Source organism: Microbacterium sp. Soil_N32, from assembly GCF_057655505.1.
The window spans coordinates 1,396,462-1,416,288 of the sequence record NZ_JBDGME010000019.1 but is presented as its reverse complement, the minus strand read 5'-3'; the positions used below and the strand labels follow the sequence as shown (position 1 = coordinate 1,416,288).

Annotated in this window: 17 protein-coding genes and 1 tRNA gene; 8 read left to right on the top strand and 10 right to left on the bottom strand. The window is 70.1% G+C overall.

Annotated features, from left to right (window positions below; genetic code table 11):
• Positions 1-9 precede the first annotated feature (9 nt).
• Positions 10-1,563, top strand: a complete 1,554-nt coding sequence (gene lysS / locus AC3A3J_RS14955) for a lysine--tRNA ligase (protein WP_487673014.1) — start codon at positions 10-12, stop codon at positions 1,561-1,563.
• Here the strand turns inward: lysS and AC3A3J_RS14950 are convergent.
• The gene (locus AC3A3J_RS14950; RefSeq protein ID WP_487673013.1) at positions 1,556-2,680 is read right to left on the bottom strand and encodes a DUF4192 domain-containing protein; all 1,125 of its coding nucleotides are present in this window, start codon (positions 2,678-2,680) and stop codon (positions 1,556-1,558) included. The genes lysS and AC3A3J_RS14950 overlap by 8 nt on opposite strands.
• 114 nt (positions 2,681-2,794) lie before the next feature.
• Here AC3A3J_RS14950 and AC3A3J_RS14945 point away from each other — a divergent pair, with 114 nt between their 5' ends.
• From AC3A3J_RS14945 to AC3A3J_RS14935, 3 genes are all read left to right on the top strand, one after another.
• Complete coding sequence (locus AC3A3J_RS14945) at positions 2,795-2,968, top strand: hypothetical protein (protein WP_314645543.1); 174 nt, start codon at positions 2,795-2,797, stop codon at positions 2,966-2,968.
• A 94-nt stretch (positions 2,969-3,062) separates the two neighbouring features.
• Positions 3,063-4,523 carry a cardiolipin synthase gene (gene cls, locus AC3A3J_RS14940; RefSeq protein ID WP_487673012.1) on the top strand — a complete coding sequence of 487 codons (1,461 nt, stop codon included), beginning with the start codon at positions 3,063-3,065 and terminating at the stop codon, positions 4,521-4,523.
• A 75-nt stretch (positions 4,524-4,598) separates the two neighbouring features.
• On the top strand, positions 4,599-5,330 hold the full coding sequence (locus tag AC3A3J_RS14935; protein ID WP_487673011.1) for a hypothetical protein: 732 nt from the start codon (positions 4,599-4,601) through the stop codon (positions 5,328-5,330).
• Between the two features lie 19 nt (positions 5,331-5,349).
• Here AC3A3J_RS14935 and AC3A3J_RS14930 read toward each other — a convergent pair whose 3' ends face one another.
• Complete coding sequence (locus tag AC3A3J_RS14930; protein ID WP_487673010.1) at positions 5,350-6,348, bottom strand: diacylglycerol/lipid kinase family protein; 999 nt, start codon at positions 6,346-6,348, stop codon at positions 5,350-5,352.
• A gap of 109 nt (positions 6,349-6,457) precedes the next feature.
• Between AC3A3J_RS14930 and serS the strand changes: the two genes are divergently transcribed.
• The 4 genes from serS (at position 6,458) to AC3A3J_RS14910 (ending at position 10,030) form a co-directional block, all read left to right on the top strand.
• The gene (serS, locus tag AC3A3J_RS14925; RefSeq protein WP_487673009.1) at positions 6,458-7,753 is read left to right on the top strand and encodes a serine--tRNA ligase; all 1,296 of its coding nucleotides are present in this window, start codon (positions 6,458-6,460) and stop codon (positions 7,751-7,753) included.
• Positions 7,750-8,571, top strand: a complete 822-nt coding sequence (locus AC3A3J_RS14920; protein ID WP_487673008.1) for an HAD family hydrolase — start codon at positions 7,750-7,752, stop codon at positions 8,569-8,571. The genes serS and AC3A3J_RS14920 overlap by 4 nt, the downstream gene beginning before the upstream one ends.
• Positions 8,572-8,613: 42 nt before the next feature.
• A tRNA-Ser gene (locus AC3A3J_RS14915) sits at positions 8,614-8,698 on the top strand.
• Between the two features lie 48 nt (positions 8,699-8,746).
• A complete protein-coding gene (locus tag AC3A3J_RS14910; RefSeq protein WP_487673007.1) occupies positions 8,747-10,030 on the top strand; it encodes an LCP family protein in 1,284 nt (427 codons plus the stop codon).
• A gap of 30 nt (positions 10,031-10,060) precedes the next feature.
• On the opposite strand, the gene AC3A3J_RS14905 is transcribed toward AC3A3J_RS14910, so the two are convergent.
• The 8 genes from AC3A3J_RS14905 to AC3A3J_RS14870 are packed head-to-tail and all read right to left on the bottom strand — an operon-like array spanning position 10,061 to position 19,815.
• Positions 10,061-11,473 carry a rhamnulokinase gene (locus AC3A3J_RS14905; RefSeq protein WP_487673006.1) on the bottom strand — a complete coding sequence of 471 codons (1,413 nt, stop codon included), beginning with the start codon at positions 11,471-11,473 and terminating at the stop codon, positions 10,061-10,063.
• Positions 11,470-13,506 carry a bifunctional aldolase/short-chain dehydrogenase gene (locus tag AC3A3J_RS14900; RefSeq protein WP_487673005.1) on the bottom strand — a complete coding sequence of 679 codons (2,037 nt, stop codon included), beginning with the start codon at positions 13,504-13,506 and terminating at the stop codon, positions 11,470-11,472. The genes AC3A3J_RS14905 and AC3A3J_RS14900 overlap by 4 nt, the downstream gene beginning before the upstream one ends.
• Positions 13,507-13,546: 40 nt before the next feature.
• Positions 13,547-14,713, bottom strand: a complete 1,167-nt coding sequence (gene rhaI / locus AC3A3J_RS14895; RefSeq protein WP_487673004.1) for an L-rhamnose isomerase — start codon at positions 14,711-14,713, stop codon at positions 13,547-13,549.
• Positions 14,710-15,087: an L-rhamnose mutarotase gene (locus AC3A3J_RS14890; RefSeq protein ID WP_487673003.1), complete on the bottom strand. Its 378-nt coding sequence runs from the start codon at positions 15,085-15,087 to the stop codon at positions 14,710-14,712. Before AC3A3J_RS14890 ends, rhaI begins: the two co-directional genes overlap by 4 nt.
• 55 nt (positions 15,088-15,142) lie before the next feature.
• Positions 15,143-16,177, bottom strand: a complete 1,035-nt coding sequence (rhaS, locus tag AC3A3J_RS14885; protein WP_487673131.1) for a rhamnose ABC transporter substrate-binding protein — start codon at positions 16,175-16,177, stop codon at positions 15,143-15,145.
• 52 nt (positions 16,178-16,229) lie between these two features.
• Complete coding sequence (locus AC3A3J_RS14880) at positions 16,230-17,285, bottom strand: ABC transporter permease (RefSeq protein ID WP_314645573.1); 1,056 nt, start codon at positions 17,283-17,285, stop codon at positions 16,230-16,232.
• Entirely contained in the window at positions 17,282-18,301 is a 1,020-nt protein-coding gene (locus tag AC3A3J_RS14875; protein ID WP_487673002.1) for an ABC transporter permease, read from the bottom strand. The genes AC3A3J_RS14880 and AC3A3J_RS14875 overlap by 4 nt, the downstream gene beginning before the upstream one ends.
• On the bottom strand, positions 18,298-19,815 hold the full coding sequence (locus AC3A3J_RS14870; RefSeq protein WP_487673001.1) for a sugar ABC transporter ATP-binding protein: 1,518 nt from the start codon (positions 19,813-19,815) through the stop codon (positions 18,298-18,300). The genes AC3A3J_RS14875 and AC3A3J_RS14870 overlap by 4 nt, the downstream gene beginning before the upstream one ends.
• Positions 19,816-19,827 lie beyond the last annotated feature (12 nt).

Below are 19,827 nucleotides of genomic sequence, written 5' to 3'. Positions count from 1 at the left end.
GAGCATCGAATGACGCACGCGCCCGCCGCGCCCGAGCAGACCCCCATCGACCCCGCCGCGGTCGGTGACGACGAGATCCACGAGCAGAAGGCCGTGCGCCTCGCCAAGCGCGAGCGCCTGATCGCCAAGCGAGCGGATGCCGGTGGCGGCGCGTTCCCCGTCGGTGTGCCCGTGACCCACACCATCCCCGCGCTCCGCGCGACCTACGGCGAGGGCGGCGAGCAGGCCCTCGAGGCCGGTGCCGAGACCGGTGTCGTGGCCGGCGTCGCCGGACGCGTTGTCTTCAGCCGCAACACCGGGAAGCTCTGCTTCGCCACGCTGCAGGCGGGCGACGGTTCGCGCATCCAGGCGATGATCTCGCTCGCGAACGTCGGCGAGGAGTCGCTCGCCGAGTGGAAGGAGTACGTCGACCTGGGCGACCACGTCTTCGTGCACGGCGAGGTGATCTCGAGCCGTCGCGGCGAGCTGTCGATCATGGCCGATGACTGGGCCATCGCGGCGAAGGCCGTGCTGCCGCTGCCGAACGCGTACGCCGAGCTCAGCGAGGAGAGTCGGGTGCGCAGCCGGTATCTCGACCTCATCGTGCGCGAGCAGGCGCGCACGACCGTGCGCGCACGGGCCGCGGTCAACGCGAGCCTGCGGGCCACGTTCACCGGCCACGACTACCTCGAGGTCGAGACCCCGATGCTGCAGGTGCAGCACGGCGGGGCATCCGCTCGTCCGTTCGTCACCCACTCGAACGCCTTCGACACCGAGCTCTACCTGCGCATCGCTCCCGAGCTGTACCTCAAGCGCGCCGTCGTGGGCGGCATCGAGCGGGTCTACGAGATCAACCGCAACTTCCGCAACGAGGGAGCCGACTCGACCCACAGCCCCGAGTTCGCGATGCTCGAGGCGTACCAGGCGTACGGCGACTACGAGCAGATGGCTGCACTGACGCAGGAACTCGTGCAGAACGCCGCGGTCGCGGTGGCGGGGTCGACGACGGTCACCTGGGCCGACGGCACCGAGTACGACCTCGGCGGCGAGTGGGACCGCATCTCGATGTACGAGTCGCTGTCGCAGGCGTCCGGACGCACCGTGACGCCGCGCGACTCGGTCGAGGACCTCATCGCCTTCGCCGAGAAGAGCGGTGTCGATCTGCCGCCGCAGGCCACGCACGGGAAGCTCGTCGAGGAGCTGTGGGAGCACTTCGTGAAGGGCGACCTCGTGCGGCCGACCTTCGTCATGGACTTCCCGGTCGACACGTCGCCCCTCGTGCGCGAGCACCGCTCGATCGAGGGCGTCGTCGAGAAGTGGGACCTGTACATCCGCGGATTCGAGCTCGCGACCGGATACTCCGAGCTCGTCGACCCGGTCATCCAGCGCGAGCGCTTCGTCGAGCAGGCCAAGCTCGCCGCGCGGGGCGACGTCGAGGCGATGCCCATCGACGAGGAGTTCCTGCGGGCGCTCGAGCACGGCATGCCGCCGTCCGGCGGCATGGGGATGGGGATCGACCGTCTGTTGATGGCGATCACCGGCCTGGGCATCCGCGAGACGATCCTCTTCCCGCTCGTCAAGTAGCGTCGGCGGCCGCACGGCGGAACGTCCACTCCGGCAGCACCGCCGCGTCGATCATGGTGGTGAGAAGCGCGGCCAGGCCGTACTCGGGATCGATCTCGCGAGCGGCCTCGAGGTACGACCCGGCGTGCGTCGAGCGTCCGAGCGCCCACGAGAGCCACGCGGCCGCGGTCAGCGGAGCGACGCGCGCGGGTCGTGGTGCCTGCGCCGCGGCCGTGCGCACGACCTCGAGCGCGAGCTGGAGACGATCGGCGTCGGGCGCCGGGCCGTGACCGAGGAAGATCTCCCCGAGGGAATCCGGGACCGACCTCCCGCTCGCGGCGAATGCCAGCTGAGCGTCGAGCGCCCTCTCACCCGTCGGATGGTTCGACGCCCACTGCAGCAGGGCCACGTCGCGGTACGCGGGGCGCTGCAGACACCACAGCAGTGCCGCGCAGGCGAACGGAGGGAGTTTCCCGCGCGCGTCGACGAGCAGCTCGAAGAACGCGGGCATGTCGGCGAGCATCGCCGCCGCGGCGATGGTCTGCGGGTCGACGGACGCGTCCGCGTCGTCCGGCGCTTCGGGGTCGAGCGCCGCCGTCAGACGCAGGAGCGCGCGCCCGACGCGCTCCTTGTCGGCCAGGTCGGCCGTCGGCAGTTCGGCACCGCTGCCCTGGTCTCCGCTGACGTCGCCGACCCCCGGCACCGCGGGTAGCGCGGGCACGCCGCCGCTCGGGTGCAGCTCCGGGTCGTCGACGAGGTAGCTCGCCCAGCCGCCGGGTGTCACGCACAGTGCGTCTACGATGCGCAACCCGGCGTCTTCGGCGCATCCGAGCAGCTCGTCGATCACCACGGCGAAGGGCAGTACGAGCCCGTCGCGCGTGGGGAGCGCGGCCTCGTCGGTGTAGACGACGGCCGCCACGGCATCGGTCCCTTCGACCCGCGTGACCAGTCCGACGAGGGCGTCGGCGTACGCCTCGGGCGCGAGACCGGGTCGGGGGAGATCGAGGCGCATGGCGCCGGCGGTGCGGCTGCCGCGGAAGGGGAGGAGCACGATGCTCCGTCGAGGGGTGAAGCCGGCGAGGGCGGGGATGATGCTGAGGAATTCGGCGGAGCCGGAGGCGCGGAGAAGCGTGGTCATGAGGGGAGTGTGGCGGCCGGTGGTGCGTCGGCGTGGCCGTTTCATTGCGCTGTGAGCGGTATTCCGTGCCGGCGTACTCGGCGCAGGAAGAGTGGGGCCGGGTACGATGGAGGAATGGACAACTTCTGGGTCGCGGCGGCGTGGTCGATCCTGCCGACCCTGGGTGTCAGCGCGATCTTCTTCATGGTGCTCCGCGGCATCCTGCGCTTCGACCGCACCGAGCGCAAGGTGCACGCGCAGATCGAGGCCGAGGAACGGGCCGCTCGCGGACTCCCGCCCCGGCCCTGAGCAGCGTCCCACCCATCCACTACTGTGTAGCGAACGGCGCCGGTACCGGCGACGCGCGGTGCCGCCGCTCACGGCGCGCCAGGAGGAGAGCAGCATGACGGTGGAGGGCGTGGGCTGGCTGATCGCCGGCTTCCTGTTCGTCCTCGACCTCGCCATCCGCATCACGGCGATCATCGTCATCCCCCGCAACCGCCGTCCGACCGCCGCGATGGCGTGGCTCCTGGCGATCTTCTTCATCCCCTTCGTCGGGGTCTTCCTGTTCCTCGTGATCGGCAACCCGCGGCTGCCCCGCGCGCGCCGACGCAAGCAGGATCAGATCAACGAGTACATCGCCGCGACGAGCGAGCACCTGCACTTCGGCACCCTGCGTCCCCACGCACCCGACTGGTTCGGTCCGCTGGTCGAGATGAACCAGCGTCTCGGTGCCCTCCCGCTCTCGGGCGACAACGGCGCACACCTGATCTCGGACTACCAGTCGTCGCTCGACGCCATGGCCGACGCCATCCGCGAGGCCGAGGACTACGTGCACGTCGAGTTCTACATCCTCCAATCGGATGCGTCGACCGACAACTTCTTCCGGGCCCTCGAAGAGGTCGCCGCCCGCGGCGTCTCGGTGCGCGTCCTGCTCGACCACTGGGCCAACCGATGGAAGCCGCGCTACCGCGAGACCACCCGACGCCTCACCGCGATGGGTGCGGACTGGCACGTCATGCTGCCGGTGCAACCGCTCCGCGGGCGCATGCAGCGGCCCGACCTGCGCAATCACCGCAAGCTCCTGGTCGTCGACGGCACGGTCGCGTTCCTCGGGTCGCAGAACGTGACCGACTCGAGCTACAACCTCAAGAAGAACATCAAGCGCGGTCTGCACTGGGTCGACCTCATGGTGCGGCTCGACGGGCCGGTCGTGCTGAGCGTCAACGCCATCTTCCTCAGCGATTGGTACAGCGAGACCGGCATGGTGCTCGAAGAGATCGACATCACGCACGCCGAGGTCGGGTCCGGTGACCTCGACTGCCAGGTCGTGCCCTCCGGGCCCGGCTTCGAGGTCGAGAACAACCTGCGCCTGTTCCTCGGCCTGCTGTACGCGGCCAAGAACCGCATCATGATCGTCAGCCCGTACTTCGTCCCCGACGAGGCCCTGCTGCTCGCGGTCACCGCGGCGGTCGACCGGGGGGTGGCGGTCGAGCTATTCGTGTCGGAGGAGGGCGACCAGGCCATGGTCTACCACGCCCAGCGCAGCTACTACGAAGTGCTGCTCAAGGCGGGCGTGCGCATCTGGATGTACCGCAAGCCGTACATCCTGCACACGAAGAGCCTGACCGTCGACGACGAGGTCGCGGTGATCGGCTCGAGCAACATGGACATGCGCTCCTTCGGCCTCAACCTGGAGGTGTCGATGCTCGTGCGCGGTCAGGAGTTCGTCACCGAGATGCGCGAGGTGGAGGACACGTACCGCTCCCTCAGCCGCGAACTCACCCTCGAGGAGTGGGAGCAGCAGCCGTTGCGGTCCACGGTGCTCGACAACCTCGCGCGCCTCACCTCCGCCCTGCAGTAGCCGGCCGCCTGCAGGAGCCGTCGATGCTGTCAACCCCCGTGCCCGGCGGCGGACTCGCGCGGTTACCCTGAGGACATGACTTCCGCCCCGCGTCTCGCCGCTGCCCTCTCCGCGCTCGCCGCGGTCGTCCTCATCGCCGGTTGCACGGTCGGCCCGGGGGCGGCCTCGCCGCAGAACACGTCGAACCCGTCGGGCGAGGCGCAGGCCCCGGACGACGACGCCGACGACATGTCCGGCGCCCTGCTCGACGACGGCCGCATGTTCGCCGTCGTGACCTGGGGGTCGTCGAGCTGCGTGCCGAACGTCACCGACGTCTCGGCTCAGGGTCAGGAGGTGTCCGTCACCCTCGAAGACGCCGAGGGCGATCAGGTGTGCACCGCCGACATGGCGCAGCGGGCGAGCGTGGGCGCGCTGCCGGCCGGCGTCGATCCCACGAGCGACATCACCCTGTCGGTCACATACGCCGATGCCACCGACGATGTCGAGATCGGCGGGCGGCAGGTCGCGGGCGTGCCCGGGGAGCCCACGTCGTACGAGCCGTCGGCCGGCTGGATCGACGACGGCTCCCTCGTGCTCCTGACCTGGGGATCGTCGGGCTGCCCGCCCATCGCCTCGACGATCGAGGGGTCGGGGAACGCCGGTACCGTCGAGTTCGCGACCGTCGAGGGGCAGGTGTGCACCATGGACATGGCGCCCCGCGCGACCCTGCTGTCGTTCGCCGAGGGCTCCGTCGACGACGATGCGCCGTTCACCCTCACCCTCACGGGCGGCGGGATCGACGGCGTCGTGACGATCCCGGGCGAGTGACCTGCCGCACCCGGCGGGCTCAGAGCGCGTCGACCGGGTGGTCTTGCGGCAGGGCCAGCAGCAGTGCACCGGGGTCGACCCGGCAGGTGATGCGCACCGCCAGACCGAACTCGTCGCCGTCGAGCTCGACCGGGGTGGCCTTCGTGGCCGCCGCTTCGGCGATCTCGCCCTGGAAGTAGTGGACCGAGGCATCCCGACCGCGTCGTTCGAGGATGCGGCGTCCGGCAGGGAAGCGGCGCAGCACCGAGTTCTCCCACCAGATGCGACGCCAGACGTTGAACCATCCGAACGCCCCCGACGGCCTGATCACCGCGACGTCGAGAATGCCGTCGGCGATCGAGGCCTCCGGGATGAGCGAGATGCCGGCGGGGAGCATGCCGCAGTTGGCGAAGAGGATGCTGTGCACCCGGTTCGAGTGCAGTCGGCCGTCGTCGACCTGGTAGACCGACCGGAAGGGCGAGGCGTTGGCGAGCGATCGTGCGGCGCCGTCGACGTACGCGATCCAGCCGACGGAGCGCTTCAGATCCGGGCGGGTGTTGGCGATCATGTCGGCGTCCAGCCCGATGCCGGCGAGCACCACGAAGGCATGATCCGCCTCCTCCCCGCTGTTACGGGTGATGCGCGCCCACCCGATGTCGATCGCGTGGCGCTTCCCGGTCAGGGCCGCGCGGATCATCTCCTCCGGCGAGGCCAGGGGCAGGGCGAGGTTGCGCGCGAGCAGGTTCCCCGTCCCGCTCGGTACGATCGCCAATGGCACGCCCGTGCCCGCGATCGCCTCCGACACGGCGCGCACGGTGCCGTCGCCACCCGCCACGAGAACCACGTCGACCCCGCGCGCGAGCGCCTGGGCGGTGGCGGTCTGCCCGGCATCCTGGATCGTCGTCGGGTAGAAGGCCGGATGCTCCCAGCCCTCGTCGCGTGAGAGCTCGCGCACCGCAGCCCGCAGTCGCTTCCCGTCGACCTTGATCGGGTTGTAGACGAGGGCCGCCTGTCGTCGGGCGGACGGGGGCTTCGTCATGGCCATACTCTATTCCGGCCCGGGGCGCGGTCGTCGCCGCCCGCGGGGTCGGTCCCGGAACCGACACCGGGGCGGATCGGGCCGTGTGCGACCCCCGTAGAATCGGGGGATGATCGACCTCGCCCTCCTCCGCGACCACCCCGAGATCGTCCGTCGCTCGCAGGCCGCGCGCGGCAACGACCAGACCACCGTCGACACGGCGCTGGAAGCCGACCGATCGCGTCGCGCGGCCCTGACCGCCTTCGAGGAGCTGCGCGCCGAGCAGAACGCGTTCGGCAAGGTCGTGGCGAAGGCGCCGAAAGAGGAGAAGGCCGCCCTCGTCGCGCAGGCCAAGGAGCTGGCCGACCGGGTGAAGCAGGCCCAGCAGGCGGCCAACGAGGCGTCCGATGCCGCCGCCGCGGCACTGACCCGCATCGAGAACGTCGTCATCGACGGGGTGCCCGCCGGCGGCGAGGCCGACTTCGTCGAACTGCGCCGCGTGGGGGAGGTGCCGGCGTTCGACTTCGAACCCCGCGATCACCTCGAGCTCGGCGAGATCCTCGGAGCGATCGACATGGAGCGCGGCGCGAAGGTGTCGGGGGCACGGTTCTACTTCCTCCGCGGCATCGGCGCGCGCCTCGAGATCGCGCTCATGAACCTGGCGCTCGACACCGCTCTGCAGAACGGTTTCACGCCGCTCATCACCCCGACCCTCGTGCGCCCCGAGATCATGCAGGGCACGGGCTTCCTCGGCGAGCACGCCGACGAGGTCTACCACCTCGACAAGGACGACGACCTCTACCTCGTCGGCACCAGCGAGGTCGCGCTCGCCGGCTACCACAAGGACGAGATCGTCGACCTGTCGGACGGGGCTCTGCGGTACGCCGGATGGTCGACCTGCTACCGCCGCGAGGCCGGGTCGCACGGCAAGGACACCCGCGGGATCATCCGCGTGCACCAGTTCAACAAGCTCGAGATGTTCGTCTACACCACCCCGGAAGACGCCGAGGCCGAGCACTTGCGCCTCGTGGCCCTGCAGGAGCAGATGCTCACCTCGCTCGGCCTCGCGTACCGGGTCATCGACGTGGCGGCGGGCGACCTCGGGTCGAGCGCCGCACGCAAGTACGACATCGAGGCGTGGGTGCCGACGCAGGGCGCGTTCCGCGAACTCACCTCGACGTCGAACTGCACCACGTACCAGGCGCGCCGCCTCGACGTGCGCCACCGTCCCGCTGCCGAGGAGGGCGCCGCGAAGACGCAGCACGTCGCCACGCTGAACGGCACGCTGGCCACCACCCGATGGATCGTGGCCCTGCTCGAGACGCACCAGCAGGCCGACGGGTCGGTGCGGGTCCCCGAGGTGCTCCGCCCCTACCTCGGCGGGCTCGAGGTCATCGCACCCGAGAAGGCGAAGGGCGAGGCATGACCGAGCGCTGGCTGGTCGGCCTCGACGTCGACGGCACCATCCTCCTGCAGGACGAGACCATGAGCCCCGGGGTGCCGGAGGCGATTTCGCGGCTCCGCGAGGCGGGGCACGTCGTCACGATCGCGACCGGCCGCAGCTGGATGGCCACGCGACGCTACGTCGAGGAACTCGGCATCGACGCGGAGTACGTCGTGTGCTCGAACGGTGCGGTCACCATGCGGCGGGTGGGTGACGAGTGGGAGCGGTGGAACGTCGAGACGTTCGATCCCACGCCCGCCCTCGCGCTGCTGCGCGACCGCCTTCCCGAGGCGCGCTACATGGTCGAACTCGCGTCGGGGCAGCGCCTGTTCACCGAGCAGCTCGACGACTGGACGCTCGACGGCGGCCGGCGCGTGACCTTCGAGGAGCTGTCGGACGCACCCGTCTCGCGCATCGTGGTCGTCTCGCCCGACCACGACGAGGAGGACTTCCACCGTCTCGTCGCAGACGCAGGGCTCAACGAGGTGTCGTATGCGATCGGCTGGACGGCCTGGCTGGACATCGCCCCGCAGGGCGTCGACAAGGGGACGGCGCTCGAGCGCGTGCGCGGCGAGCTGGGCATGGCGGGGGAGCGCGTGCTGGTCGCGGGAGACGGACGCAACGACATCGGCATGTTCGGGTGGGCCCGCTCACTCGGCGGACGCGCGGTCGGCATGGGGCAGGCTCCCGCCGAGGTGAAAGACGCGGCGACCGAGATCACCGATGTCGTGGAGGACGGCGGTCTGGCCCGGGCGCTCGACACCCTTCCAGCGCCCGCCCAGGTCAGCGCCGCAGAATAGAGTTCGGCTAGACTCACCGCTTGTCGGCGGATTCTTCTGTCGGGAGGGTTGTCCGAGCGGCCGATGGAGCTGGTCTTGAAAACCAGTGGGCAGAGATGTCTCGTGGGTTCGAATCCCACACCCTCCGCTTTGTGAACGGCGCGCCCCGGCGCCGACGTCGCACGAAAGGCCCCGAGTGACCGAGAACACCCGTCGTCGCGCCACGATCGCGCGACATGGACAGCTCCGTACCCCCGGCCCCCTCAGCCAGCTGCTGAAATTCATCGCGATCGGTCTCGCCGTGCTGCTGGTGAGCGGCGTCGGTGTCGCCGCCTACGTCGCCTACGACCTGCGCAGCACGCAGCTGGCCAACGCCGTCGAGCTCGAGGGGCAGGATGCGTCGGCGGTGCCGCCCGACATCAGCGAGTACAAGGGCGGCTTCAACTTCGTGCTCGCGGGCGTCGACACCTGCGAGGAGAACTACGCCGAGCTGTTCGGCGACCGCTGCAGCGGGAAGGATGCCGAGGGCAACCTCAACGACGTCAACCTGCTGATCCACGTCTCCGACGCGCCGCGGCGCGTGACCGTCGTCAGCTTCCCCCGCGACCTCATGGTGCCGATCCCGCAGTGCACCGACGAGAACGGCGACGTGCACTCGTCGATGAGCAAGCAGCCCCTCAACGTCGCGTACGGCGACGCGGGCCTCAACTGCGTGGTGAAGACGATCTCCGAGCTCACCGACCAGGAGGTGCAGTTCGCGGCATCCGTCACCTTCGGCGGCGTGATCGAGATCACCAATGCGATCGGCGGTGTGGACGTGTGCCTCGCGAACCCGATCAAGGACCGCTACACCGGCCTCGACCTCGACGCCGGCACGCACACCGTGCAGGGGCTCGAGGCACTGCAGTTCCTGCGCACGCGCCACGGCGTCGGCGACGGCAGCGACCTGGGTCGTATCGGCAACCAGCAGCAGTACATGTCGAGCCTCGCGCGCAAGCTGATCAGCAGCGAGACGCTCGGCAACCCCGGCACGATGCTGCGGCTGGCGACCGTCGGCCTGAGCAACCTCGAGACGAGCACCACGCTCAACGACCCGATGACCATCGTGCAGATCGCCCTGGCGGTCAAGGAGGTGCCGTTCGAGGACATCGTGTTCGTGCAGTATCCCTCCGGCGCCGACTCGGCCAACCCGAACAAGGTCGTGCCGGACTACACCGCCGCCGGCGAGCTCTTCGACGCGATCGAGGCGAACGCGCAGCTGCAGATCACCCACCAGAACAACAGCAACGACGGTGTCGTCGTCGAAGACGCTGCTCCGGCAGACGCCGCGACGACCGACACCCCGCCCGCTGCGGACGCGCCGGCCGCCGAAGAGACCCCGGCACCCGAGGCCACCCCCGACAACGTCGTGGCACTGCCGAACTCGATCAAGGGCAACTCCGCCGCGCAGCAGACCTGCTCGAACGGCAACGTCCGCTAACGGAAGCGCCGCGCGCCGGCCCGACTCCCGTCAGCGCGGGTGCGGGGCGTAGCGCCGCGGAGCGTGCGTCGTGGCGACCAGGGCGCGCAGACCGTCGAGTGTGGCGGGCGCGGCGCCCGCAGCGCGGGCCTGGACGAGCACGTTGCCCAGCGCCGTCGCCTCGACGGGGCCGGCGAGCACGGGCAGGCCCGTACGGTCGGCGGTCGCCTGGCAGAGCACGGTGTTGAGCGACCCGCCGCCGACCAGATGCACGGTGTCGATCTCGCGGCCGGTCAGACGGGCGGCGGTACCGACGGCATCCGCGAATGCCGTCGCGATCGACTCGATGATGGCGCGGGCGAACGCAGGTCGCTCACGCGGCGATTGCTCTCCCGATGCGGTGAGGAGCGCCGCGATGCGCGCAGGCATGTCGCCCGGCGCGGCGAGCGAGGGGTCGTTCGCGTCGAAGATGGGCAGGGCCTCGTCGACGTCGGCGGCCGCGGCCAGGAGCGCCGTCAGATCGACCGGGGCACCGTCCTCCTCCCCCCACGCGCGGAGCGTCTCGCTGAGCAACCAGAGCCCGGCGACGTTGTGGAGGAACCGGAAGCGTCCGTCGACCCCGCGTTCGTGCGTGAAGTTCGCCTCGCGGGCGGCGTCGGTGATGACCGGGGTCGTGGTCTCCACCCCGACGAGTCCCCAGGTGCCGCAGGAGATGTACGCAGGAGCGGCCGAGGTCATCGGCACCGCGACCACGGCGGACGCGGTGTCGTGCGACCCCACGGCGATCACGGGAACATCGGCGCCGATCCGCGCCGCGGCCTCCGGCCGGAGGCGGCCGATCGTGGCCCCGGGGTCGATGAGGCGCGGCAGGATCGACGGACGGATGCCCAGGCGCTCGGCGAGCGAGACGTCCCAGTCGCCCGCGAGCAGGTCGAGCAGGCCGGTCGTGGACGCGTTCGTGCGCTCGGCGACGCGTTCACCCGTGAGCAGATAGGCGATGAGGTCGGGGATGAGCAGCGCCGCGTCGGCCTTCGCGAGTCGTTCGTCGACCCGGTACTGGTAGAGCGTGGTGAACGGCAGGAATTGCAGTCCGTTGCGGCGGTACAGCTCGGCGAAGGGCGCGATGCCGTGCACCTCGGCGACGCCGCGGGCGGTGCGGCGGTCGCGGTAGTGGAACGGCTCGGCGAGCAGCTGGTCGCCGGCGAGCAGGCCGTAGTCGACGGCCCACGAGTCGATGCCGATGCTCTCGATCCCGGGTTCCCGACGCACGGCCTCGGCGAGGCCGTCGAGAACGTGCTCGTACAGCGCGGAGAAGTCCCAATGCAGACCGTCCTCGCGCTCGACCGGACCGTTCGGGAAGCGGGAGACGAGTTCGAGGTCGAGCGCCCCCTCGCCGACGCGGCCGATCATCACCCGGCCGCTGGTGGCGCCGAGGTCGACGGCCGCGACGGCGCGGGTGCTCATCGCAGGAACGCGGCGGCGACGCCGGAGTCGACGGGGATGTGCAGGCCGGTCGTGCGGCTCAGCTCGGGGCCGGTGAGCACGTACACGGCGTCGGCGACGTTCTCGGGCACGACCTCGCGCTTGAGGATCGTGCGGTTCGCATAGAACTGGCCGAGGTCCTCCTCCGCGACGCCGTACGTCGCCGCGCGGTTGGCGCCCCAGCCCGAGGCGAAGATACCGGAGCCGCGCACGACGCCGTCGGGGTTGATGCCGTTGACGCGGATGCCGTGCTCGCCGAGCTCGACGGCCAGCAGCCGCACCTGGTGCGCCTGGTCGGCCTTGGTGGCCGAGTAGGCGATGTTGTTCGGGCCGGCGAAGACGGAGTTCTTCGACGAGATGTAGATGATGTCTCCGCCCAGCTTCTGGTCGATGAGGGCGCGAGCGGCCGCCTTCGACACGAGGAACGATCCCTTCGCCATGACGTCGTGCTGCAGGTCCCAGTCCTTCTCGGTGGTCTCGAGCAGGGGCTTCGAGAGCGACAGACCGGCATTGTTGACGACGAGGTCGACGCCGCCGAACGCGAGCACGGCCTCGTTCAGCGCGGCCTGCACGGCATCGGCATCGGCGACGTTCGCGGCGACGCCGATGGCGACGTCGGTGTTCCCGAGCTCGGCGGCCGCGGCGCGTGCCTTCTCGAGGTCGAGGTCGGCGATCACGACGCAGGCTCCCTCGGCGGCCAGACGTGTGGCGATGGCCTTGCCGATGCCGCTGGCGGCGCCGGTGACGAACGCGATGCGGCCCTGGTGCGACTTCGGCTTCGGCATCCGCTGCAGCTTCGCCTCTTCGAGCGCCCAGTACTCGATGCGGAACTTCTCGGCATCGGAGATGGGGGAGTACGTCGACAGCGCCTCGGCGCCGCGCATCACGTTGATGGCGTTGACGTAGAACTCGCCGGCGACGCGGGCGGTCTGCTTGTTCGCGCCGTAGGAGAACATCCCCACCCCGGGGACCAGCACGATGAGCGGGTCGGCGCCGCGGATCGCGGGGGAGTCGGCCGTGGCGTGCGCGTCGTAGTACGCCTGGTAGTCGGCGCGGTACGCGGCGTGCAGCTCGTGCAGGCGGGCGATCTGGTCGTCGACCGATGCCGTCGCCGGCAGGTCGAGGATCAACGGCTTCACCTTGGTGCGCAGGAAATGGTCGGGGCAGCTCGTGCCGAGCGCGGCCAGCGCCGGGGCCTTCTCGGAGGCGAGGAAGTCGAGCACCACCTCGGCATCGGTGAAGTGCCCCACCATGGGCTTGTCGGTCGAGGCGATGCCGCGGATGGTCGGCGCGAGAGCCGCCGCGCGGTCGCGCCGTTCCGCGTCCGGAAGCGGGGTGAAGCCGTCGCGTTCACCGCCGAAGGGGTGCTCGGCGCCGTGCTCCGCGATGTACGCGGCTGCCGTGTCGATGATCCACTGCGAGTTCGTCTCGGCCTCGTCGGACGTGTCGCCCCACGCGGTGATGCCGTGGCCGCCGAGGATGCAGCCGACGGCCTGCGGGTTCGCGTCCTTGATCGCGGCGATGTCGAGGCCGAGCTGGAATCCGGGGCGCCGCCAGGGCACCCACGCGACCTTGTCGCCGAAGATCGTGGTCGTGAGGGCCTCGCCGTCGGCGGCGGTCGCGATCGCGATGCCCGAGTCCGGGTGCAGATGGTCGACGTGCGCCGCGTCGACGAGCCCGTGCATGGCCGTGTCGATCGAGGGGGCCGCGCCGCCCTTGCCGTGCAGACAGTAGTCGAAGGCCGCGACCATCTCGTCTTCGCGCTCGACGCCGGGGTAGACGTCGACGAGCTGGCGCATCCGGTCGAGCCGCAGCACGGCGAGCCCCTGTTCGGTGAGATTGCCCAGGTCGCCGCCCGAGCCCTTCACCCACAGCAGGTCGACGGGCTGCCCGGTGACGGGGTCGACCTCGGTGCCCTTGGCCGAGGTGTTGCCCCCGGCGTAGTTGGTGTTCTTCGGGTCGGAGCCGAGGCGGTTGCTGCGCGCGAGGAGGGCGGCGGCGGTCGAGTTCGTCATCTCGTGTCTTTCGATCGTGGAGGAAGGATCGGGCCGGCGCTCAGGCGCCCCAGCCGGCCTGCACGCCGCCGACGCGCTCGGCGGCGATCTTCTGCGGGTAGCCGGAGGCGGCGTAGGCGGCCATCGGGTCGGCGGCGAGGCCCCGGCTCTCGCGCCACTCGGCGAGGGCCGGACGCACGTCGGTGTAGAAGGCGTCCATGAAGACGGCGTTGGCGGCGAGCACGTCTCCGGACTTCTGCGCGGTGGTCAAGGCGTCGCGGTCGACGAGCAGGGCACGGGCGGTCATCTCCTGCACGTTCAGCACCGAGCGGATCTGCCCGGGGATCTTCTCCTCGACGTTGTGGCACTGGTCGAGCATGAACGCCACGTCGGGGTTGCCGAGGCCGTCGCCCCGCACCACCTCGAACAGGATGCGGAAGAGCTGGAACGGGTCGGCGGCGCCCACGATGAGGTCGTCGTCGGCGTAGAAGCGGGAGTTGAAGTCGAACGACCCGAGTTTGCCGAGTCGCAGCAGCTGCATGACGATGAACTCGATGTTGGTGCCGGGGGCGTGGTGCCCGGTGTCGAGGCACACCATCGCCTTGTCGCCGAGGGCGCTCACCTGCGCGTATGAGGTGCCCCAGTCCGGAACATCCGTGTGGTAGAACGCCGGCTCGAAGAACTTGTACTCGAGCACGAGGCGCTGGTCGTCGCCCAGGCGGGCGTATATCTGCTGCAAGGACTCCTGCAGGCGGTCCTGGCGACCGCGGAGGTCGGCCTGACCGGGGTAGTTCGAGCCCTCGGCGAGCCAGATCTTCAGGTCGCGGCTGCCCGTCGCATCCATCACGTCGATGCAGGCGAGGTGGTGATCGATGGCCTTGCGGCGCACCGCGGCGTCTTCGTGGGTCAGGGCGCCGAACTTGTAGTCGTCGTCCTGGAACGTGTTCGAGTTGATCGTGCCCAGGGTCACCCCGAGATCCTCAGCGTAGGTGCGCAGGTCGGCGAACGAGTCGACCACATCCCACGGGATGTGCAGCGCGACGGACGGGGCCAGCGCGGTGTACTTCTGCACCTGCGCGGCATCCGCGATCTTCTCCCACGGGTCGCGGGGGGTGCCGGGGGTGCCGAAGACCTTGAAGCGCGTGCCGGAGTTCCCGAACGCCCAGCTCGGGAGCTCGATGGCCTGCTTCTCGAGCGCGGCGAGGATGTCGGGGGTGAGGATGCTCACGATGCACTGCTTTCGTCGAGGGGTGATGCGGGGTGCCCGCCGGCGGCGGCGAGCTGGTCTTCGAGGTGGAAGACCTCGGTCAGCGGGGTGGCTGCCTGGTCGGGGCGGCCGTCGAGTCCGTCGAAGTAGGGAGCCATCTCGGCTTCCCATCGGGCGGCGATCGGGGAAGCGGCGAGGTAGGCCTGCGCGGCGTCGTCGTCGTCGGTCTCGTAGTAGCCGAACAGCACGCCGCCCTCGCCGAGGAAGAGGGAGTAGTCGCGCCGGCCGGCAGCCGCGATCTCGGCGAGCATCTCGGCGCGCACCGGGCTATGTCGGGCGACGTACTCCTCGACGAGGTGCGGGCGGATGCGGAGCTGGAACGCGACGCGGGTCATGGGGTGTCCTTCCGGTGTCCGGCCGGCATCTGAGGATGCCGGCCGGACGGGTGACTCAGAAGTCGAAGTCGCCGATGTTGTCGGCGTCGAAGACGAACGGGTCGCCGAGGAGCACGACGCCGTCGGCTCCGACGGTGTACTCGCCCAGGTCGCCGGCCTCGAAGGTGTCGCCTTCCTCGCCGGTGATGTCTCCGGCGATGAGGGCCTGCGCCGCGAAGGCGGCGAGGTAGCCGAGGTCGGCCGGGTTCCAGAGGGCGAACGACGTGACGGTGCCGTCCTCGACGTACTCGCGCATCTGGTTCGGGGTGCCGAGTCCGGTCAGCGCGACCTGGCCCTTGAAGTCCGAGGTCGAGAGGTAGCGCGCGGCGGCCGCGATGCCGACGGTGGTGGGCGAGACGATGCCCTTCAAGTCGGGGTGGGTCTGCAGCAGCGCCGCCGTCTTGTCGAACGAGGTCTGGTCGTCGTCGTCCCCGTACACGGTCTCGACGATGGTGATGTCGGGGTAGTCGCTGGCGACGTACTCCTCCATCAGCTCGATCCAGGCGTTCTGGTTCGTCGCGTTCGCCGAGGCCGACAGCACGGCGATCTCGCCGGCGCCGCCGATCTGCTCGGCGATCTGGTCGATCTGCACCTTCGCGATGCCCTCGGAGTCGGCCTGGTTGATGAACAGGTCGCGGCACTCGGTGTCGGTGTCGGAGTCGAACGTGACGACCTTGACCCCGGCGTCTCGTGCCTCGTTGAGGGCATCGCAGATCGCCTTGGGGTCGTTCGCCGAGACGACGAGAGCGCCCACGCCCTGCTGGGTGGCGGTGTTGATGTAACTGACCTGCGCGTCGGGGGTGGCTTCGGCCGGTCCGACCTCGGAGAACTCGCCGCCGAACTCCTCGACGGCCTTCTTGCCGCCCTCGCTCGACGTGTCGAAGTACGGGTTGCCGAGGTTCTTCGGCAGGAAGGTGATCGACAGGTTGGAGCTGTCGCCACCCGATCCGCCGCCGTCGCCGTCGCCGGAGCTGGTGGTGCAGCCGGTGAGGGCGACCGCTGCGGCGACCGCGAGCGCGGCGACCGCGGCCGCGCGCGTGCGTGCAAACATCATTGTTCGTTCCTTTCGTCGGGAGTTGCCGCGGGCGCGGCGTCCATCGGTGTCATGACGCTGTGGTGGCGACGCCGACAGGGGGTCTGCCCGGCCGGCGGCGCTTCTTCTGCACCCAGGCCAGGACGCTTGCACCGACCACCGAGATCACGAGCAGTGCTCCGGTGATGATGTTGATGACATCGGAGGTGACGTTCACGAGGCGCAGGGCGCTGGCGAGCGATCCGATGAGGAGGGCGGCGGCGATGACGCCGTAGATCTGGCCGCGGCCGCCGAAGACCGACACGCCGCCCAGGACGACCGCGGCGATGACCTGCAGTTCCAGGCCGGTGGCGTTGTCGCCGCGGGCGCTGCCGTAGCGCAGCGTGTAGAAGATGCCGGCGAACGCGGCGACCGCGCCCGACAGCACGAACAGCACGAACTTGGTGCGCTCGACGTTCACGCCGGAGAAGTGCGCTGCGTCCTTCGACAGGCCGACGGCGTACACGCCCCGGCCGAACGGGGTGAAGTGCAACAGCACCACGAACGCCGCGAGCAGCACGAGGAACGGGATCATGATCGCCGGGATCGAGGTGCCGGTGATCTTCGCCTTCGCGAGATCGGTCCAGACCTCGGGGAAGTCGGTCACGGCCGTCGTGCCGAGGAAGCCGACGGCGAGTCCGCGGAAGAGGGCGAGCGTGCCGATGGTGACGGCGAGGGACGGCAGGCCGACCACGGTCACGAGGAAGCCGTTGAACGCTCCGCCGACGACTCCGACCACGAGCGCGGCGAGGGCCGCGACCTCGAAGGGCAGGCCGCCCTGCACGAGTGCGCCGGTGACGACGCTCGACAGGCCCACCATGCTGCCGACGGAGAGGTCGATCTCGCCGGTGATCATGATGAGGGTCATCGGCAGGGCGATGAGCAGGATCGGCGCGATGTCGAGCAGCAGGTACGTGAGGGTGATCGGCTGGCCGAAACCCCGGACCGTGGAGGCCGAGACGATCGCCACGAGCAGGAGGAGGGCGACGATCGCCGCCTCGCGGGTGAGCAGCAGGCGCCGCCAGAGCGGGCGGTCGTAGTCGCGGATCACCCGCGTCGTCGAGGTGGTGGTGGTCGCGGTGGTCATGATTCGTCCCTCGCCTCGATGAGCCGCCGTCTCTGCCGCACCGCGAGGACGCGGTCGAGCACGATGGCGCCGATGATCAGCAGACCGACGACGGCGCGCTGCCAGAAGTCGGGGATGCCGAGGATGGGCAGTGCCCGGTTGATGGTGAGCAGCAGCACGGCGCCGATGGCCGCACCCCACACAGATCCGATGCCGCCGGTGATGGCGACGCCGCCGATGACGGCCGCGCCGACGGCATCGAGCTCCCACCCCGCGCCGGCCTGCGAGTTGATGGTGCCGTAGCGGGCGGCGTAGAAGACTCCGGCGAGGCCCGCGAGCGCGCCGGAGAGCACGAAGGCGGTGAGTACGCGACGGGTGACTTTGAGCCCGTAGAGCTCGGCGGCGGCGGGGTCGGACCCGATCGCGTAGTACTCGCGACCGCCGCGGGTGTTCTTCATGTACCAGGCTGCCACCGCGAGGACGACGACGGCGACGATCGCGAGGATCGGGATGCCGAGGACCTGTCCGGTACCGAGGGCCAGGAACTCGCGGGGCATGTCGGAGGCGTTCACCCGGTCGCTGCCCGTCCACAGCACGTTGATGCCGCGGTAGGCGTAGAGCGTGCCGAGGGTGATCACCATCGCCGGCACCTTGGCGTACGCCACGAGGGCGCCGTTGACGAGCCCCAGCAGGCCGCCGAAGACGACCGCGGCGAGCACGACCAGCGGGATCGGGATGCCGGGCACGTCGATGAACAACCGACCCGTGAGGTAGGCCGTCAGGCCCATGACCGAGCCGACCGAGAGGTCGACGTTGCGGGTCACCAGCACGATCGCCTGGCCGACGGCGACGAGCACGAGGATCGACGGGGTGAGCAGGAGGTCGCGCCAGCCGTCGGCGCTGAACAGGAACTTCGGGTTGTTCAGCGTGGCGGCGGTGACGACGAGCACGAGCGCGAGCAGGATGCCGAACTCGCGTGCGCGGCCGAGTCCGGAGATGCGCTTGGTGAGGGCGGAGACGGGGATGGCGGTGGTCACGGGGTGAGCTCCGATGCGTGCGTCGCGGCGAACATGACGTTCTCGGAGGTGGCCTCCGAGCGGGGGATCTCGGCGGTGATGCGCCCCTCGCGCATGACCAGCACGCGGTCGGCCATGCCGAGCACCTCGGGCAGCTCCGACGAGATCATGAGGATGCCCATCCCCTCTCCGGCGAGCTGGGAGAGCAGGCGGTGCACCTCCGACTTGGTCCCGACGTCGATGCCCCGGGTGGGCTCGTCGATGATGAGCACCTCGGGGTGGGTGGCCAGCCACTTTGCCAGCACGACCTTCTGCTGGTTGCCCCCGGAGAGCGTGGCCGCCACGGTGTCGAGCGCGTGCGACTTGACCTCGAGGCGCGTGGCCCATTCACGGGCGGCACGGTTCTCGGTCGCCGTGGTCAGCAGACCGAACTTGGCCAGACGGCGACGGATGGCGAGGGTGATGTTCCCGCCGACGCCCGCCTCGACGACGAGACCCTGCTTGCGCCGGTCCTCGGGCACGAGGGCGAGGCCGGCGCGCATGGCGTCGACCGGGCGGCGGTGTCGGATGCGCCGTCCCTTCATCGTCACGCTGCCCTCGCGGTATCCGTCGACGCCGAAGATCGCGCGCGCCACCTCGCTGCGCCCCGCGCCGACGAGGCCGGCGAGCCCCACGATCTCGCCCGAGCGCACCGTGAACGAGATGTCGTGGAAGACGCCAGGGCTGCTGAGTCCCGAGACCTCGAGCAGCGGCTCGCCGATCGTCGTCTCCTGCTTGGGGAAGAGCTCGGTCACCTCGCGGCCGACCATCTGGTGCACGATCTCGTCGACCGTCGTGTCGGCGATCGCGCTGGTGGCGATGTAGGCGCCGTCGCGCATCACGGTGACGGTGTCGCAGAGGGCGAACACCTCGTCGAAGCGGTGCGAGATGAAGATGAGTCCGCGGCCCTCGTCGCGCAGGCTCCGTGCGATGGCGAACAGTCGCTCGACCTCGACCCCGGAGAGCGCGGCGGTCGGCTCGTCCATGATGAGCAGCGAGGCGTCGAGCGACACCGCCTTCGCGATCTCGATGACCTGCTGGTCGGCGATCGACAGGCCCTCGGCGGGGCGGTCGGGGTCGATGGTCACTCCGAGTCGCGTGAACAGCCGCTCGACCTCGTGCCGCATCGCCTTTCGGTCGATGCGGCCGAGCCGGCCGGTCGGCTGACGGCCCATGAAGATGTTCTCGGTGACCGAGAGATCGGGGAAGAGCGTGGGCTCCTGGTAGATCACCGCGACGCCGGATGCCTTCGACTGCGCGGTCGAGGTGAAGTCGACGTCTTCTCCGCGCAGGCGGAAGGTGCCGCCGTCGCGCTGGTAGAGGCCGGCGACGATCTTGACGAGCGTGGATTTGCCGGCGCCGTTCTCGCCGACGAGGGCGTGAATCGAGCCGGGGTCGACCGAGATCGTTCCCGAGCGGAGCGCGATCACCGAGCCGAAGGCCTTCTGCACGTCTACGAGCTGCAGCACAGACGCGGTCGAGGGTGAGGACATCATTTCTCTCTCCAT

Coding starts and splice junctions, on each gene's coding strand:
- AC3A3J_RS14900 (WP_487673005.1), bottom strand. CDS start 13,506: ATGACGAACTCGACCGCCGCCGCCCTCCTCGCGCGCAGCAACCGCCTC.
- AC3A3J_RS14930 (WP_487673010.1), bottom strand. CDS start 6,348: ATGACGAAGCCCCCGTCCGCCCGACGACAGGCGGCCCTCGTCTACAAC.
- AC3A3J_RS14890 (WP_487673003.1), bottom strand. CDS start 15,087: ATGACCCGCGTCGCGTTCCAGCTCCGCATCCGCCCGCACCTCGTCGAG.
- AC3A3J_RS14880 (WP_314645573.1), bottom strand. CDS start 17,285: ATGACCACCGCGACCACCACCACCTCGACGACGCGGGTGATCCGCGAC.
- AC3A3J_RS14945 (WP_314645543.1), top strand. CDS start 2,795: ATGGACAACTTCTGGGTCGCGGCGGCGTGGTCGATCCTGCCGACCCTG.
- AC3A3J_RS14950 (WP_487673013.1), bottom strand. CDS start 2,680: ATGACCACGCTTCTCCGCGCCTCCGGCTCCGCCGAATTCCTCAGCATC.
- lysS (WP_487673014.1), top strand. CDS start 10: ATGACGCACGCGCCCGCCGCGCCCGAGCAGACCCCCATCGACCCCGCC.
- AC3A3J_RS14905 (WP_487673006.1), bottom strand. CDS start 11,473: ATGAGCACCCGCGCCGTCGCGGCCGTCGACCTCGGCGCCACCAGCGGC.
- AC3A3J_RS14870 (WP_487673001.1), bottom strand. CDS start 19,815: ATGATGTCCTCACCCTCGACCGCGTCTGTGCTGCAGCTCGTAGACGTG.
- cls (WP_487673012.1), top strand. CDS start 3,063: ATGACGGTGGAGGGCGTGGGCTGGCTGATCGCCGGCTTCCTGTTCGTC.
- AC3A3J_RS14935 (WP_487673011.1), top strand. CDS start 4,599: ATGACTTCCGCCCCGCGTCTCGCCGCTGCCCTCTCCGCGCTCGCCGCG.
- rhaS (WP_487673131.1), bottom strand. CDS start 16,177: ATGTTTGCACGCACGCGCGCGGCCGCGGTCGCCGCGCTCGCGGTCGCC.
- AC3A3J_RS14920 (WP_487673008.1), top strand. CDS start 7,750: ATGACCGAGCGCTGGCTGGTCGGCCTCGACGTCGACGGCACCATCCTC.
- serS (WP_487673009.1), top strand. CDS start 6,458: ATGATCGACCTCGCCCTCCTCCGCGACCACCCCGAGATCGTCCGTCGC.